This is a genomic window from Hymenobacter perfusus (assembly GCF_003944765.1).
Classification (GTDB): Bacteria; Bacteroidota; Bacteroidia; order Cytophagales; family Hymenobacteraceae; genus Hymenobacter; species Hymenobacter perfusus.
Genome location: NZ_RWIU01000001.1, coordinates 1,256,073 through 1,270,622 on the forward strand (window position 1 = coordinate 1,256,073; position 14,550 = coordinate 1,270,622).

General features: G+C 62.5%; 14 protein-coding genes. 5 read left to right on the forward strand and 9 right to left on the reverse strand.

What is annotated here, in order from left to right; genetic code table 11:
- Positions 1-239: 239 nt before the first annotated feature.
- A complete protein-coding gene (locus EI293_RS05350) occupies positions 240-818 on the forward strand; it encodes a DUF4382 domain-containing protein (RefSeq protein WP_125436084.1) in 579 nt (192 codons plus the stop codon).
- 78 nt (positions 819-896) lie between these two features.
- On the opposite strand, the gene EI293_RS05355 is transcribed toward EI293_RS05350, so the two are convergent.
- The 6 genes from EI293_RS05355 to fumC all read right to left on the reverse strand — a co-directional run bounded on the left by EI293_RS05355 (position 897) and on the right by fumC (position 5,704).
- Positions 897-1,517 carry a thioredoxin family protein gene (locus tag EI293_RS05355; protein ID WP_125436085.1) on the reverse strand — a complete coding sequence of 207 codons (621 nt, stop codon included), beginning with the start codon at positions 1,515-1,517 and terminating at the stop codon, positions 897-899.
- A gap of 120 nt (positions 1,518-1,637) precedes the next feature.
- The gene (locus EI293_RS05360) at positions 1,638-2,141 is read right to left on the reverse strand and encodes a DinB family protein (protein WP_125436086.1); all 504 of its coding nucleotides are present in this window, start codon (positions 2,139-2,141) and stop codon (positions 1,638-1,640) included.
- Positions 2,142-2,257: 116 nt separating this feature from the next.
- Positions 2,258-2,728, reverse strand: a complete 471-nt coding sequence (locus EI293_RS05365) for a DUF6970 domain-containing protein (RefSeq protein WP_125436087.1) — start codon at positions 2,726-2,728, stop codon at positions 2,258-2,260.
- A gap of 127 nt (positions 2,729-2,855) precedes the next feature.
- The gene (locus EI293_RS05370; protein WP_125436088.1) at positions 2,856-3,284 is read right to left on the reverse strand and encodes a diacylglycerol kinase family protein; all 429 of its coding nucleotides are present in this window, start codon (positions 3,282-3,284) and stop codon (positions 2,856-2,858) included.
- Complete coding sequence (locus EI293_RS05375; protein ID WP_125436089.1) at positions 3,271-3,864, reverse strand: GNAT family N-acetyltransferase; 594 nt, start codon at positions 3,862-3,864, stop codon at positions 3,271-3,273. The genes EI293_RS05370 and EI293_RS05375 overlap by 14 nt, the downstream gene beginning before the upstream one ends.
- A gap of 433 nt (positions 3,865-4,297) precedes the next feature.
- Positions 4,298-5,704, reverse strand: a complete 1,407-nt coding sequence (gene fumC, locus EI293_RS05380) for a class II fumarate hydratase (protein WP_125436090.1) — start codon at positions 5,702-5,704, stop codon at positions 4,298-4,300.
- 195 nt (positions 5,705-5,899) lie between these two features.
- Between fumC and EI293_RS05385 the strand changes: the two genes are divergently transcribed.
- Positions 5,900-6,187 (forward strand): hypothetical protein, encoded by a 288-nt coding sequence (locus EI293_RS05385; protein ID WP_125436091.1) that lies wholly within the window; start codon positions 5,900-5,902, stop codon positions 6,185-6,187.
- A gap of 91 nt (positions 6,188-6,278) precedes the next feature.
- Here EI293_RS05385 and EI293_RS05390 read toward each other — a convergent pair whose 3' ends face one another.
- Both EI293_RS05390 and EI293_RS05395 read right to left on the reverse strand, forming a co-directional pair.
- Positions 6,279-7,679, reverse strand: a complete 1,401-nt coding sequence (locus EI293_RS05390) for a TonB family protein (RefSeq protein ID WP_125436092.1) — start codon at positions 7,677-7,679, stop codon at positions 6,279-6,281.
- Complete coding sequence (locus tag EI293_RS05395; RefSeq protein ID WP_125436093.1) at positions 7,666-8,283, reverse strand: RNA polymerase sigma factor; 618 nt, start codon at positions 8,281-8,283, stop codon at positions 7,666-7,668. The genes EI293_RS05390 and EI293_RS05395 overlap by 14 nt, the downstream gene beginning before the upstream one ends.
- A gap of 207 nt (positions 8,284-8,490) precedes the next feature.
- Here EI293_RS05395 and EI293_RS05400 point away from each other — a divergent pair, with 207 nt between their 5' ends.
- Positions 8,491-10,485, forward strand: a complete 1,995-nt coding sequence (locus EI293_RS05400) for a vWA domain-containing protein (protein WP_125436094.1) — start codon at positions 8,491-8,493, stop codon at positions 10,483-10,485.
- 330 nt (positions 10,486-10,815) lie between these two features.
- Here EI293_RS05400 and EI293_RS05405 read toward each other — a convergent pair whose 3' ends face one another.
- Complete coding sequence (locus tag EI293_RS05405) at positions 10,816-11,595, reverse strand: porin family protein (RefSeq protein ID WP_125436095.1); 780 nt, start codon at positions 11,593-11,595, stop codon at positions 10,816-10,818.
- A gap of 721 nt (positions 11,596-12,316) precedes the next feature.
- Here EI293_RS05405 and EI293_RS05410 point away from each other — a divergent pair.
- Both EI293_RS05410 and EI293_RS05415 read left to right on the forward strand, forming a co-directional pair.
- Entirely contained in the window at positions 12,317-13,144 is an 828-nt protein-coding gene (locus EI293_RS05410) for a prephenate dehydratase (protein WP_125436096.1), read from the forward strand.
- A 94-nt stretch (positions 13,145-13,238) separates the two neighbouring features.
- Positions 13,239-14,402, forward strand: a complete 1,164-nt coding sequence (locus EI293_RS05415) for a pyridoxal phosphate-dependent aminotransferase (protein WP_125436097.1) — start codon at positions 13,239-13,241, stop codon at positions 14,400-14,402.
- Positions 14,403-14,550 lie beyond the last annotated feature (148 nt).

Consider the following 14,550-nt stretch of genomic DNA (forward strand, 5'->3'; position numbering starts at 1 on the left):
CCCATTTTGAGCCGGCCGATTCTACTCATGTTTCTCCTTAGCATATATGGCCACAGCACTTCTAACAGCCTCTCCCGCCTCATTCGGCGGCTATATCGCCAGCCAACACCACGCATTTTTCACTAACTATCAGCTCGTTATATATTCCGTACAGATGACGGGCCGTTTTTGATTTGCGTGTACTTTGTTATAAGTTCCGTGCCCAAATCCATTCTCTCTCCTTCTTACCCCCGTTGCGTATGAAACTTCTTACTCCTTTCTTTCCCACTTTGCTACTAGGCACGGCGCTACTCTCCGGCTGTAGCGATACGCTCTCCGAAATCCAGCCCAAGAGCAGCAGCCAGCAGGCCGACAGCAAAACGAAACCCAGTGCCATCGGGGCGGTCCTCATTGATCTGGAGCAGGCCGAAGGCCAGTTCAGCCAGGGCAACAAAGTGGTACTGCCCGGGGTAAGCGCCCGCAGCTACGACCTGCTGAGTGCCACTAACGGCCAGATCAGCCTGACGCCGACTTTCAGCGGCACTTTGCAAAGTATGCGCCTGGTACTGGGCACCGGCAGCAAAATCCAACTAGCCGATGGTACTCTGCTGGCCCTGGATACTCCCAGCGGTACTACCTCGGGGTTGAAAATTCAACTGGATGATACGCCCCTGGTAGCCGGCACTACTTATATACTCACCGTTGATTTTTCCGTGGAGCGGGATATTGTCAGCCGTGGCAACGGAACATACGGCCTCAAGCCCGTATTGCGGGGCACCATGAAGCCTAAGCTGATTATTATCGGTATTCCGCCCACGCTGCCTACTCCGCCCAGCTAAGCCCGGCGTATGTGCGTTGCTGATTAATCTAAAAAAAGAAGCCCGGCGTGACAGTGTCACACCGGGCTTCTTTTTGCGTCAGGCCATCTGCTTCAGGAGGCGCAGCAGCTCCTGCTGGGTGCTCAGGGTTTTGTCTTTGGCGTACCAGCCGTGAATCTTCTCGGCGTACTCCTCGTGGGTGGCCCCGGCGGCTTTTAGCTCCAGTAGCATATTTTGCGCGGCAGCAGGGCGTGGGCCCCAATTAGTAACCTCCGTGAGCGTATCGGCGTGCAAAATGAGCAGCTTGGGAATGGAGCGGCTGCCGTTGGTGAGGTACTGGTCCATCAGGTCCAGGTTTTCGTCGCGCAGCAGGTAATGGGTGCGCAGCCGGTCGTTGCTGGCCCGGGCTATTTTCTCCAGGACCGGCACAATCTGGGCCGCGTCGCCGCACCAGCCTTCGGTGATGATTACCCACTCGTAGGTTCCGGTGAGGTGGTCCAGGGCCGTTTGCACTTCGGGCAGTACCTCCGCCTTTTTATCCAGCCGCTCCATGCGCTGAATATTGAGGTGGGCGTAGGCGGTCAGCTCCTCCGACTGGGTTTCGCCGGTGGTTTTGCCCTCGGCCATTAACTCATCAATAAGCTGGCGGTAAGCGGCGTAGGAGTAGGCAGTAGCCAGGCGCTCGGGGCTGATAACGGGTGGTTGGGCAGCAGAATTCATACGGGACGGTAACGCGGAAATGGTGGAGTAAGCAAGCAGTATCTTCAACAAACGAAAAACCCTCCCGGTTGGCCGAAGCTTCACCGAAAGGGTTTGTCAGGTACACGTCCGGACGCCGGTTTACAGGCTGGGCACGTCGGCCATTTCGGCTTTGGCCGACAGCTCCCGGCAGTAGGTAATGAAGTCGGTATTGATGGGCTCCAGGCCGGCGGCGCGCAGTTCCTTGGCCACCTGGGCGCGGTGGTAGTTGCCGTGTACCGGTACATGGGTCAGGATGTCGGACACCTGGCTGGTGTAAGCCTCCCCGATGGAGTTGGTGTAGGTGATGAGGCGGTTCAGCTCGGCCTCGTCGGCCGCCAGACCGTACTGGTGAAACCGCTCCGAAGTCTGCTCATGCCAATGGTGCAAACCGGCCAGATCGTGCTCCTGCCACACTTTCACGGGGCTGGGCGTGCCGGTCAGGCGGCCCAGCCAGATAGCCTGGGCATTAAGGACGTGGCTGAAGATGCGCAGCGCGCCGGCGGGTAGCGTGGCCCCGCCGGCCACCAGGCCATCGAGGTGACGCAGCAGGGTAGCATTAGCCCACACACCGTAGGCCCCCAGCTTTTCGTTGGTGTTAATCATTGAACTGTGGAAGTAAGTCCGACGGCCGGCAACCGGGCGCGTCAGACAGGCAAAACAATGGGCAAAGGTAGGCAGCAGAACGGCGTTACCGCCGGGACTGCTCAGCCAAGCCGACCTCAGCGCGGGTCCTGCCACACGAGGCGCTCCTCGGTGCGGGTCTTGGCGAAGTCGGCGCACTGGCCATCACCCCGGCCAGTCAGGCCGCCATCGGGGTGGCAGAGCAGCTTTCCATCGGCACTGTAAAGGTTGGTGTACTGGTCGCAGCAGGGAGTGGTTTCGAAATACACGGTGGCCCCGTTGTACTGGTAACTGTAAATGTGAATGGGCGGGTTGGCCTTCTTCTCGTTGGAATGCTGAACGATACGTTCTTCCAGCCAGGCGGGGCGCTTTTTGGTATCGAACTGGGCTTCGGGGCGGGGCGTGGGCTCCACGGTATTGGCGCTGGTGGGCGTGGGGGTCGAGGCGCCGCCGGCCAGCCCATTCTGGGGAGCATCAGTAGGGGTGGTAACGGCTACATTGCGCTGGCAGGCGCTGAGGGAGAAAAACGCGGCCACGGTGGCCGCAGTCAGCAGGTGGGCAGAACGCATAAAGACAGGAAACAGGGTGGCAGATAAGAAGCGGACCGTTCGTCGTTCCACACATCGGAACGGCCCGCAGGCCCGCGTACTGAGGGGTTACGCAGGGCGGGAACCAGAGTTGGCCGCCCGTCCCCGGCTATGTGCCCGCCGCCCAGCTCCACAGCCGCGGCCCGAACACCAACCCGCCCACCGCCAGGGCCGCCAGGGCCATGACCAGCACGGCCCCGGCGGCCACGTCCTTGGCCCGGCCCGCCAACGGGTGGTACTCCGGCGACACCAGATTGACCACCGCCTCCACGGCCGTATTCACCAGCTCGGCGCACCACACGGCTCCCACGCTCAGGGCCACCGCCGCCCACTCCCAGCGCTCCAGCCCGCAGTACAATCCCAGCGCCACCACCACTACCGTAGCCGCCGCGTGAAACCACAGGTGTACCTCCGTGCGCAGGGCCGCCCCCACGCCCCGAAAAGCATAGCCGAAGCTGGCCGCCCGCTTTCGCAACACCGCCGGAAACCGGCGTAGCGCGACTTTCTCCGGCACTTTGTCTGGTTCAGCCCCGGCCATCGAACTCCTGAAAAACGGTCTGGCGCAGGCGGCTCCACTCGCTCCGCAGGATGCTAAAGATGACTGTATCGCGCCGAATGTTGCCCTGGGTGCGGCGGTGGCTGCGCAGGGTGCCTTCCTCGGTGGCCCCCATGCGGCGCATGGCCTCCTGCGACTTATGGTTGCGCGAATCGGTTTCCAGCTCCACCCGCTCGCAGCCCAGCTCCTCGAAGGCGTAGTGCAGCAGCAGATGCTTGGCCGCCCGGTTCAGGCCGGTGCGCTGGAAGGCCTCCCCCACCCAAGTGTAGCCGATGGACAGCCGGGCATCATCCAGATCCAGATTATAATAGCTGGTGCTGCCGGCCGCCTGCCCGGTTTCCTTATCAAGGATGAGGAAGGGGTAGCGGCGCTGCTGCTCCCGGCCCCGCGCGGCCTCCGTCAGGTACGCGGCCAGACTGATGGGGTCGTCGGCGCGGGTGAGGGTGTAGGCCCACAGCCCGGGCGCGGCGGCCAACGGGCGCAGTGCTTCAAAATCGGTGAGGGCCAATGGGCGCAGCCGCACGCGGCTGTTTTCAAGCACTATATCCTGGGCGAAATCCATGCGGGCAAAGCAAGTGGCGGAGTACGCTGTAAAGATGCCGGATTTCCTCCACCCGCACCACCTGCCACCCGCCGTTGCAGCTGAAGCTGTATCTGTTGCACCCGAAGCGCCACCCGTAGCACCCGAGGGTTCTCCCACAGCACCCGAAGTGCCAACTGCCGCAGCCAAAGGTGTTCCACTATTTCCCCAAGATGTTCCAACAGTAACCGAAGGTCTTTCAGCAGCAACCGAAGGTCTTTCCACTAGCTAATCCCGGAGCTTCGGACTCGCCGGAAGCTACTTCGGGCGTTGGGGCCGGGGCAAAAAACAAGCCGGCCACCTGTGCGGAAGGTGGCCGGCTTGTTTCGGGGGCGGTGGTTAGGGTACCGCGTTGCGCGGCAGCAGTTTGGCAGGCGAAGTACCGCTCTTACCTCACGTCACCGGTTGTTACCACCTACTTCTTGATTTCGCCCACCATATCTTCGGGCTTGAGCCATTCATCAAACTGCTCCTCGGTGAGGTAGCCGAGCTGGAGGGCGGTTTCCTTCAGGGTCGAGCCGTTTTTGTGGGCCGTCTGGGCAATTTCGGCGGCTTTGTAGTAGCCGATGTGCGGGTTGAGGGCTGTTACCAGCATCAGGCTGCTATCCACGTGCTTCTTGATGTTGGCTTCCAAAGGCTCGATGCCCACGGCGCACTTATCGTTGAAGCTCACGCACACGTCGCCGATGAGGCGGGCCGAGTGCAGGAAATTGTAGATCATCACAGGCTTAAACACGTTCAGCTCGAAGTGGCCGCTCATGCCGCCGATGTTGATGGCCACGTCGTTGCCCATCACCTGGGCCGCTACCATCGTCATGGCTTCGCACTGGGTGGGGTTCACCTTGCCGGGCATGATGCTGGAGCCGGGCTCGTTGTCGGGGATGTGCAGCTCGCCGATGCCGGCGCGCGGGCCGGAAGCCAGCAACCGGATGTCGTTGCCGATTTTCATCAGCGAGGCAGCCACCGTTTTCAGCGCGCCGTGGGCTTCCACAATGGCATCGTGGGCGGCCAGGGCCTCAAACTTGTTTTCGGCGGTGATGAAGGGCAGGCCGGTGAGGTGGGCAATGTGCTTGGCCACGTTCTCCGAGTAGCCGGCGGGCGTGTTGATGCCGGTGCCCACGGCGGTGCCGCCCAAGGCCAGCTCCGAGAGGTGAGCCAGCGTGTTCTTAATAGCGCGCAACCCGTGGTCGAGCTGCGACACGTAGCCGCTGAACTCCTGGCCTACCGTCAGCGGCGTGGCATCCATCAGGTGCGTACGGCCGATTTTCACGATGTGCATGAACTGCTCGCTCTTGCTTTTCAGCGTGTCGCGCAGCTTCTCGATACCGGGAATGGTGGTTTCGACCAGGATTTTGTAGGCCGCAATGTGCATGGCCGTCGGGAACGTGTCGTTGCTGGACTGCGACTTGTTCACGTCGTCGTTGGGGGCCAGCACCTTCTTCTCATCCGAAAGCTGACCGCCCTGCAGCACGTGGCCGCGGTAGGCTACCACCTCGTTCACGTTCATGTTGCTCTGGGTGCCCGAGCCAGTCTGCCACACCACCAAAGGGAACTCCTTATCGAGCTTGCCATCCAGAATTTCGTCGCACGCGCGGCCAATCAGCTCCGCTTTATCGGCGTCGAGGATGCCGGCGTCGCGGTTGGTGAGGGCGGCGGCTTTCTTGAGGTAGGCAAAGGCGCGGATGATTTCCTTGGGCATCCGGTTGATGTCCTGGGCAATCTGAAAGTTGTCGATGCTACGCTGGGTCTGAGCGCCGTAGTAGGCGTCGGCCGGCACCTGCACGGTGCCCATGGTGTCTTTCTCGGTGCGGAACTGCGTCATGCTTCTTGTGGAGTGAGAAGAGGATGAGGTGACAGGGAAACAGGCTGCGGCCGGGGCCGCCGGGCAAAAGTACGCAACCCGGCCCCGTACCCGACCCAAAATCCCCAAATTCTGCGGCTGCCCGGCGCGGCCACCGGCCCGCAGGCTGCGTATAGCCGGCCAGTAGCTTTCCATCCGACTTATCTGCCTTACACCATGAAAAAGACCTTCGAAGACGAATCCGACGCTTTGTCCACCTCGCCCGCCACGCCAACTGCCCACCAAAGCGCGACCATCACACCGCCCAACCACGAAAACCAGGAGTCCACCAGCACCCGCGTATCCGGCGCAAAGGTCGCTAACGAAACCGCCGTACCCACCGCCGGCAACGGTGCCCCCGATTACAGCCAGGTAGAGTTGAAAACCGAGCCTGAGCTACCCACCCCCGACAAAGCCGGCGGCAGTGCCACCGAGCCCGAAAGCGGCGGCGGTTACAGCGGGTAGAGGTGAAATGGTGATTTAGTGAAATGGTGAGTTTGATGTTCGAACCGCGCAGTTTGCGCAAGTAGAACATCAAACTCACCATTTCACCGCTTTACCGTTCTATTTTGAAGGGGACGCCTACTACGACTTTGCGGGCGGTGCGGCGGTTGTTTTCTACGGCCGGGAACCAAGTGGGGCCTTCCTTCAGCAGCCGCAGGGCCTCCTCGTCGCACTCCGGCGACACGGACTTGACCACTTTGAAGTCGCTGAGCTTGCCGTCGATGCCCACCACAAATTGCACCCGCACGGTGCCCTCACGGCGGTCTGTGAGGGCTTTTTCGGGGTAGTCGAGGCTGTCGGCCAGGTACTGGCGCAGCTTGCCGTAGCCGCCGGCCGGCGTGGCCGAAATACTGGGCAGCATGGGCGGAGCCTCGCGGCGCACTACTACTACCTCGCTGAGCTGCCGGTTATCGGGAGCCAGGGCCAGGGCCAGTGTAGAATCAGAAGGGCGTAAGGCGCGGGTCTGGGTGGAGTAACCGATAGAGCTAACAGCCAATTGGGGCGTAGCGGCCGGCACATTCAGCTGAAACTTACCATCTGCATCAGTGCTGGTGCCGTTCTGCGTACCGGGCACAAGCACCGTAGCGCCCGGCAGCGGCACTCCAACCGCATCCGTCACGCGGCCCTGAATGGTGCGCGTTGCTGCCGGAGCTACCGGGGCAGCCGCCACCGAAACGCCGGCCACACGGGCCATTCTGGCTTTAGCTGCTACCGGCTCTGGCGCGGCGACCTCTTTCCTACTTTCAACGGCTGTTTCCATCATTGCCACGGCGGCGGGCTCGGTAACCGGCGCGGCAGCATCTGCCGGGGCACCTAAAGACGCGGAGCCATTGCCAGCAGCTTCCAGCCCCGCCAGATCGGCCGGCGGCTCCGGCGCTATTTGCGCGTCGGCCCTCAACACCGGGCGGCGCGACCGGGAGGCCACTACCGGCTGCCGCAACGGTGAGGCCGGTTGCGGCGGTAGCACGGCCGCTACTTCGGGCGCGGCGGCTATAGTGGCTGGCTCGGCCGGGCGGACCGTTGCCGGGGCGTTTTTCTCGCGGGGGATTTGCGGACTGGTACGGGTGGCCAGTTCCGGCGCGTTATTCAATCGGCTCACCGTCAGCCAGCCTACCACGCTCAACGACAGCAGCAGCACGGCCGCCGCCGCCAATGGCCGCCAGGCCCACAGCGGAATTACGGTAGTTTCAGGGGGCGTTTCAGTAACCAGTTCGGCTACGCGAGCGTGCAGGCGTTGGCGTAGTGCGTCCACACTGGCCTGGTGCATGGCGGCGGGCTGCAGCTCCAGGCCTTCGAGGATGTCGGCGCACACGGCGCAATCCAGGGTGTGGGTTTCTACCTGGTGCTCCTCGACGGGCGGTAGCTGTCCGGCCACGTACCGGCGCAGCAGCTCCACCGGCAGGTGGGCGCCGGCCGGGGCAGAGGGTGCGGACGTCAGGTCAGGGCGAGGCATCGGAGGCGGAGGCTTGCAGCAGGCGGCGCAGGTTGCGCTTCCCGTTTTGAAGGTGACTTTTTACGGCGTTCAGGTCGAATCCGGTGAGGGCAGCTACCTCGCGGTAGCTTTTCTTTTCCAGATAAAACAGCTCCAGGCACTGGCGCTGACCGGGGGGCAGTTCGGCGAGGGTGTGTTCCAACTGTTGCAGATGCTGCTCGTGCAGCTCAGCTTCGGCGGGGTCGTCGGCGGTTAGATGCCGGGCGGCGACGGATTCCATACCGGCCTCGTCGGAAAAATGCACTAAGGCCGGGCCGGCGCGCTGCCGGGCCCGCAGCGCCATGAGGCAGTAGTTGCGGGCGGTGGCGTGCAGCCAGGGCGGGAAGTTTTCCACCTCGTGCTGGCGCAGCTTGGGTACCAGCTGCTCAAATAGCTGCATTACCGCGTCCTGGGCGTCGTCCTCGTCGCGGAGGTAGCGGCGGGTAATGGCCAGTACGCCGCTCATGTGCCGCTCGTAGAGCACGCCCAGGTCGGCCACCTCGCCCTGGGCGTGGTAGCGGCGCAACAGGTCCTCATCGGACAGCTCGGCGGCGGGCGTGGGGCGGGTGGAGCGGCGGAAAAACATGCGTGGCGCAAGCTACGGGATTTGCGGGTTCGTTCGGTTAATGTTAGTGGGCAGACGTGTTTAGCCCGCAGAAGGCGCGGTGGTTGCGCAGAGGGCGCAGAGCTGTTCAGATTTTTTTTCGGCCGCCGTGTGGAATTTGGAGCGGGGCCGCATCTACCCAGCAGAACCCGGCCGGTTCCCGTCTTCTCACCGCTATTCTTTCTGCTGATGAAAACTCTCCTGTATTGTACGCTGGCCGCCGCTTTGCTGGCCGCACCCGCAGCACTGGCTCAACAGGCCAACGCCCTATATCAGGTAGCCAACCCCGCCCAGACCAAAGGTACCCTCACGGGCCGCGTGACGGACAAACGCACCGGCCAGGGTCTGCCGGGCGTCACGGTACTGGTGAAGGGCACCACCATAGGTGCCAGCACCGACTATACCGGGGCGTATTCGCTCCAGCTACCTGCCGGAGCCACCACGCTCATATTCAGCTCCATCGGCTTTGTTACGCAGGAAGTGAAACTCACTGGCCAAACGGTCATCAACGCAACCCTGGCCGCCGACCAGAAGAAGCTTAGCGAAGTAGTGGTAACCGGAGGCAAGACCAAAGCCCGACGTACACCAGCCTCGCCGGTGCGGGTGCGCACCCGGGTAGCGCAGAATGCCGACCTGGCCGGCCTCGAACCCAGTATGAGCATGGGTAGCCCCCCGGTTCAGGAGGCATTGAAGGGCCAGGTGGCCGGCGTGGCCATCAGCCCCGGCTACCTGTATCCGCAGCCCACGCCCGGCGCCGGCGAAACCTACGCCCACGTAGCAGAAAACGGGTTTCAGCGGGTAGCCAAGGAGCCGCTCAGCACCTTCAGCATTGATGTGGACGCGGCCAGCTACAGCAACGTGCGGCGCTTTTTGCAGCAGGGCCAACTGCCCCCCGCCGATGCCGTGCGGGTGGAGGAAATGCTCAACTACTTCCAGTACGACTACCCCCAGCCCGCCACCTCAGCCCCCGAGCCGTTTCGCATCCTCACCGAGCAGGCCCAGTGCCCCTGGAATCCCGCGCACCAGCTGGTGCAGGTGGCATTGCAGGCCCGCAAAGTGGCCACCGAGAAGCTGCCGCCCGCCAACCTGGTATTTCTGGTCGATGTATCGGGCTCCATGCAGGGCGAGGACCGGCTGGGACTGGTGCAGCAGAGCCTGCGCCTGCTCACCAAAGAACTGCGGCCCCAGGATAAAGTGGCGCTGGTGGTGTACGCCGGAGCCGCCGGTACGGTGCTGCCGCCCACGGCCGGCTCCGAGCGGGCCACTATTCTGCAGGCCATTGATAACCTGGCAGCGGGCGGTTCCACGGCGGGCGGTGCGGGCCTGCGCCTGGCTTACCAGGTGGCCCGCCAGCACTTCAATAAGGAGGGGAACAACCGCGTGATTCTCTGCACTGATGGCGACTTCAACGTGGGCGAGCAAAGCGACGACGCCATGGAGCACCTCATCACGCAGGAGCGGGAAAGCGGCGTGTTCCTGACGGTACTGGGCGTAGGCCAAGGCAATTACCAGGACAAGAAGATGGAACTGCTGGCCGATAAAGGCAACGGCAACTACGCCTACCTCGACAACCTCGACGAGGCCCGGCGGGTGCTGGTGCAGCAGTTCGGCGGCACACTGTTCACCCTGGCCAAGGATGTGAAGCTGCAGGTGGAGTTCAATCCCCAGCGGGTGCGCGAGTACCGCCTGGTAGGCTACGAAAACCGCGTGCTGGCCGCCGAGGACTTCAACAATGACCGCAAAGACGCCGGCGAGCTGGGCGCGGGCCACACCGTTACGGCCCTCTACGAAATAGTGCCCGTAGGCGCCCCCGGCGCGGTTGATCCGCTCAAGTACCAGTCGGCCCCCACGGCCGCACCGGCCCCGGCCTCGGCGGAGCTGCTCACTGTGAAACTGCGCTATAAGGAGCCCCAGGGTCTCACCAGCCGCCTGCTGGCGGTGCCGCTGGCCGGCCCGGCGCGGCCCCTTGCCGAGGCCAGTGAAAACCTGCGCTTTGCCGCCGCCGTGGCCCAGTTTGGCATGCTGCTGCGCCAGAGTGAGCACCGGGGCGCAGCCACCTGGGAAAGCACCATCCGGCTCGCCGATGGAGCCCGCCGCTTCGACCCCGACGGCTACCGCGCCGAGCTGGTGCGGCTGGCAAAGCTGGCCGAAGGCCTGCGCCCCGAGGCCTATGGAGCTCGTTAGCCGCCCGTTTTATTAAAATTAACTTCCAGAATACCAATGCTATGCAACTATCCGCTGGCCTTTACTGCTCTTCCCGAAGGCGGGGCAGCACACTAGCCAGCCCGGCGGGGCGTTCTGGCCCCGGAAACATCCCCGAAGGCGGTCCACCTTCACTCACAATGCGGTAGGCGGTGAAGGTTGCAGACTTTGCCGCCGGCCCACGCCGCCGGGCCGCCTTCGGTTTATTATGCTGATGCGGAGATATTCCGCTTCTCTTTTACGGATAACACAAACGGCCCCGCTGGTTAGCAGCGGGGCCGTTTGTGTTAGTTATCAGGAGCTTAAAGGCCTCTAGAACGAGTAGTTGATGGCGGCTTTGATGACGCGGTTCTGGGCGTCGAAGTTGTTGTTTTTATCGAGCGACGAGAGGCCGTAGTCGTAGCCAGCGCTCAGGCCCAGGCCGTTCTGGAACTGGTAGCCCAGACCGCCTACCACCCCAAAATCAACGGTACGCAGCTGGTTTTTCACGTCGAAATCGGTATTGATGGCATTGAAGCCCAGCGCACCGGCCTGCACGCGGGCCTTACCCGAAAGCAGCACCGAGGCCTGCGGACCGGCGTACACGTACAGCCCGTCGGTGAGGTAAGCCTTAGCCAGTACCGGAATATCGAGGTAGGCGAGGCGGCCGGTGGCGGTTACTTTGGCGTTCAGGAAATCGAACTGCTCCAGCGGAATCCGGCCGGTCAGCACCGTGCCCTTCTCGGAGTAGCCGAGGCCGGGCTCAATGGCGAAGCGCGGGCCCAGCGGCAGCGTGGCGTAGAGGCCGGCGTAAAAACCGGGCTTCATTTCCTGGGTCACGGCGCCTTTAGTATAGTCGGCCAGGTCGTTGAAGGTATTTACCGCGTCGCCCGATACATCGGCCACGTTCACGCCGGCGCGCACCCCGAATTTTACGCCATCGGTAGCCGATGACGACGAATAGGAAGGCGTGGAGCGCACGGGGCGGGCCTGGGCCGGACCGGTGTATTTGGGTACGCGGTGGGTGGTTACCTGGGCCTCGGCGGCGAGGCTGAACGAGGAAATCAAAAGGCTAGCCGCAGCCAGGCGGCCGAAAAGTCGCTTCGTATTCATGGTCAGGAAGTTTTGGAAGGAGGAAACCGGCCGCCGCGTTTGCGCAGGGTGGGCCGCCGGATGACAGGTAGTATTTCAAAACCGTGCCAGTTTTTCGCATTGCTGAGTCGCCAGCCTCGCAGACACTTTGTACTACCTATAAAAATCTGTTGCTGCTGTTTCTCGTTCAATGGCTAATATCTTCGAGCGCGCAGACTATAATCAAACTCATAAACACTTGATATTCAATGCAAATAGCATCAATTTGATATAAACATTACTATCACACTTATAGAGCTGATTAAAACCCGACCGAACGTTTGTTAGGATATTTTTTAGAAAGTTTCGTTTGGAATCCTGCCCGGTGTGGCCCACCTTGCCGCTGCATTCCAGCACTTACCCCATGCTTCAGCCCACGGCCCGCTTCTTTTTTAGCTACTACTTCTACTACGCCACCACGTAGTCGAGCGGCCTTCCTGTAGCATTTCTCCCCCGAAACTCGCAGCGCCTCTCGATACTCTCGGGAGGCGCTTTTTTTACGTTCAACTGGCTCCTATGTCTGCGCACCGCTTCTGCTATTACGGCTATTACCGCTTCTTCTTCTTTGGGAAGAGGATGGGCCCGATTTGCCGAAGCTGACCACCGCGCAGCTACCCCGCAAACCCCAGGGCCCCACACCGGAGGCCCTTTTTTCTTGCCCGCCAGTCAAACTCACCATTTCACAAATTCACCACCTCACCGCATGGTTGCCATTCAGGGTTTCGAAGGAAGTTTCCACCAGATAGCCGCCCGCCAGCACTTCGGCGCGGAGGTGGCGGTACTGCCCTGCGCCACCTTTGCCGGGCTGGTACAGGCCGTGGCCCAGGGCCGCGCCCGGGCCGCCGTCATGGCCATCGAAAACTCCATTGCCGGCAGTATTCTGCCCAACTACACGCTGCTGCGCAAGGCCGGCCTGCGGGTGGTGGGCGAGGTGTACCTGCACATCCGGCAGCACCTGCTGGCCCTGCCGGGGCAGCGGCCCGAGGACATCCGGGAGGTGCATTCTCACCCCATGGCCCTGCTACAGTGCGCCGACTACCTGGGGCAGTACCCGCACTGGAAGCTGGTGGAAACCGAAGATACCGCCCTGAGCGCCCAGCGCATCTGGGAGCAGCAGCGGCCGGGCGTGGCCGCCGTGGCGGGCCAGCTGGCCGCCGAGCTGTTCGGGCTGGAGCTGGTGGCGGCCGATATCCACGCCGAGCCGCACAACTACACCCGCTTTCTGGTGGTGATGCGGCCCGGGGATGCTCCGGCCGAGGCGCAGCCGACTAAAGCCTCCCTCTATTTCGAGGCCCCGCACGCCGCCGGCAGCCTGGCCCGCATCCTGACGGCCGTGGCCGCGCAGGGCGTTAATCTGAGCAAGTTGCAGTCGTGCCCGCAGCCGGGCCGTACGTGGCACTACTTCTTCCACGCCGACCTGGAGTTTGACGAGCCGGCGCAGCTCACCGACACGCTGGACGCTCTGGCCCCGCTCACGGAAGGTTTGCAGCTGCTGGGCGCGTACAAAGGAGAGTTGAATTATGAGAGATGAATGCTGAATTGAACAGGTTATAACCCCTATTCTACCCGCACCAGCCTCTCTTATACCTCAACTCTCATCATTCAGCACTCAAAATTCAACATCTATGCACGTTGCCAGCCGCCTTCAGCACATTCAGGAATATTACTTCTCCCAGAAGCTGCGCGAGATTGAAGGCCTGAACAAAGCGGGTGCCCAGATCATCAACCTCGGCATCGGCAGCCCCGATATGCCGCCGCACCCGAACGTTATTGCGGCCCTGACGGCCGCCGCTCAGCAGCCCAATACCCACGCCTACCAGGGCTACAAGGGCGTACCGGCCCTGCGCCAGGCCATGGCCGGCTGGTACCAGCGCCAGTATGGCGTGACGCTGGATGCCGACACGGAAATTCTGCCGCTGCTGGGTTCCAAGGAAGGCATCATCCACATCAGCATGACGCTGCTGGAGGCCGGCGATGAGGTACTACTGCCGAACCCCGGCTACCCGGCCTACCGCGCCGCCGCCCACCTGAGCGGGGCCACGCCCCTCGACTACGACCTGACCGAAGAGAACCACTGGCTGCCCGACCTGGACGCCCTGGCCGCCCGCGACCTGAGCCGGGTGAAGCTCATGTGGGTGAACTACCCGCACATGCCCACCGGCACGCCCCCGCCGGCCGGCTTCTTCGAGCGGCTGGTGGCTTTCGCCGCCGCCCACGATATCCTGCTGGTCCACGACAACCCGTACAGCTTCATCCTGAACACCGAGCCGGCGCAAAGTCTGCTGGCGGTACCGGGGGCGCGGGCGGTGGCCCTGGAGCTGAATTCCCTGAGCAAGTCGCACAACATGGCGGGCTGGCGGGTGGGCCTGCTGGCCGGCCGGGCCGATGTGCTCCAGGACGTGCTGCGCTTCAAGAGCAACCTCGATTCGGGCATGTTTCTGCCGGTGCAGCTGGCCGCCGTGGAAGCCCTGAACCTCGATGAGAGCTGGTACGCCGAGCTGAACGCCCACTACCGCGCCCGTCGGGAGCTGGTATTTGAGCTACTGCACTTGCTGGGCTGCACCTTTACCTCCGATCAGGTCGGCCTGTTTGTGTGGGCTAAAGTACCGCCGCAGTACCCCGACGCCTACGCCCTCAGCGACGAGGTGCTGCGGGCGGCCCGAGTGTTCCTGACGCCGGGCGGCATCTTCGGCAGCAACGGCAACGGTTACATCCGTCTCAGCCTGTGTCAGCCGGTGGAGGTATTGCATGAAGCCTTGCGGCGGGTGCGGGCGGCTACCGGCCAGTAAAACAAAACGTCCTTCCGAGCTTGCCGAGGAATCTCGCGTGCTGACGCCTGAGTTACCAGTGCAACCTCAGCACGCGAGATTCCTCGGCAAGCTCGGAATGACGGTACAATGACACCCTCCTACCCTCTTACCCTCACCCCTTCCTATC

Excerpts from the sequence above, each read along its gene's own strand:
- EI293_RS05350 (WP_125436084.1), top strand. The coding sequence starts at position 240 with ATGAAACTTCTTACTCCTTTCTTTCCCACTTTGCTACTAGGCACGGCG.
- EI293_RS05355 (WP_125436085.1), bottom strand. The coding sequence starts at position 1,517 with ATGAATTCTGCTGCCCAACCACCCGTTATCAGCCCCGAGCGCCTGGCT.
- EI293_RS05360 (WP_125436086.1), bottom strand. The coding sequence starts at position 2,141 with ATGATTAACACCAACGAAAAGCTGGGGGCCTACGGTGTGTGGGCTAAT.
- EI293_RS05365 (WP_125436087.1), bottom strand. The coding sequence starts at position 2,728 with ATGCGTTCTGCCCACCTGCTGACTGCGGCCACCGTGGCCGCGTTTTTC.
- EI293_RS05370 (WP_125436088.1), bottom strand. The coding sequence starts at position 3,284 with ATGGCCGGGGCTGAACCAGACAAAGTGCCGGAGAAAGTCGCGCTACGC.
- EI293_RS05375 (WP_125436089.1), bottom strand. The coding sequence starts at position 3,864 with ATGGATTTCGCCCAGGATATAGTGCTTGAAAACAGCCGCGTGCGGCTG.
- fumC (WP_125436090.1), bottom strand. The coding sequence starts at position 5,704 with ATGACGCAGTTCCGCACCGAGAAAGACACCATGGGCACCGTGCAGGTG.
- EI293_RS05385 (WP_125436091.1), top strand. The coding sequence starts at position 5,900 with ATGAAAAAGACCTTCGAAGACGAATCCGACGCTTTGTCCACCTCGCCC.
- EI293_RS05390 (WP_125436092.1), bottom strand. The coding sequence starts at position 7,679 with ATGCCTCGCCCTGACCTGACGTCCGCACCCTCTGCCCCGGCCGGCGCC.
- EI293_RS05395 (WP_125436093.1), bottom strand. The coding sequence starts at position 8,283 with ATGTTTTTCCGCCGCTCCACCCGCCCCACGCCCGCCGCCGAGCTGTCC.
- EI293_RS05400 (WP_125436094.1), top strand. The coding sequence starts at position 8,491 with ATGAAAACTCTCCTGTATTGTACGCTGGCCGCCGCTTTGCTGGCCGCA.
- EI293_RS05405 (WP_125436095.1), bottom strand. The coding sequence starts at position 11,595 with ATGAATACGAAGCGACTTTTCGGCCGCCTGGCTGCGGCTAGCCTTTTG.
- EI293_RS05410 (WP_125436096.1), top strand. The coding sequence starts at position 12,317 with ATGGTTGCCATTCAGGGTTTCGAAGGAAGTTTCCACCAGATAGCCGCC.
- EI293_RS05415 (WP_125436097.1), top strand. The coding sequence starts at position 13,239 with ATGCACGTTGCCAGCCGCCTTCAGCACATTCAGGAATATTACTTCTCC.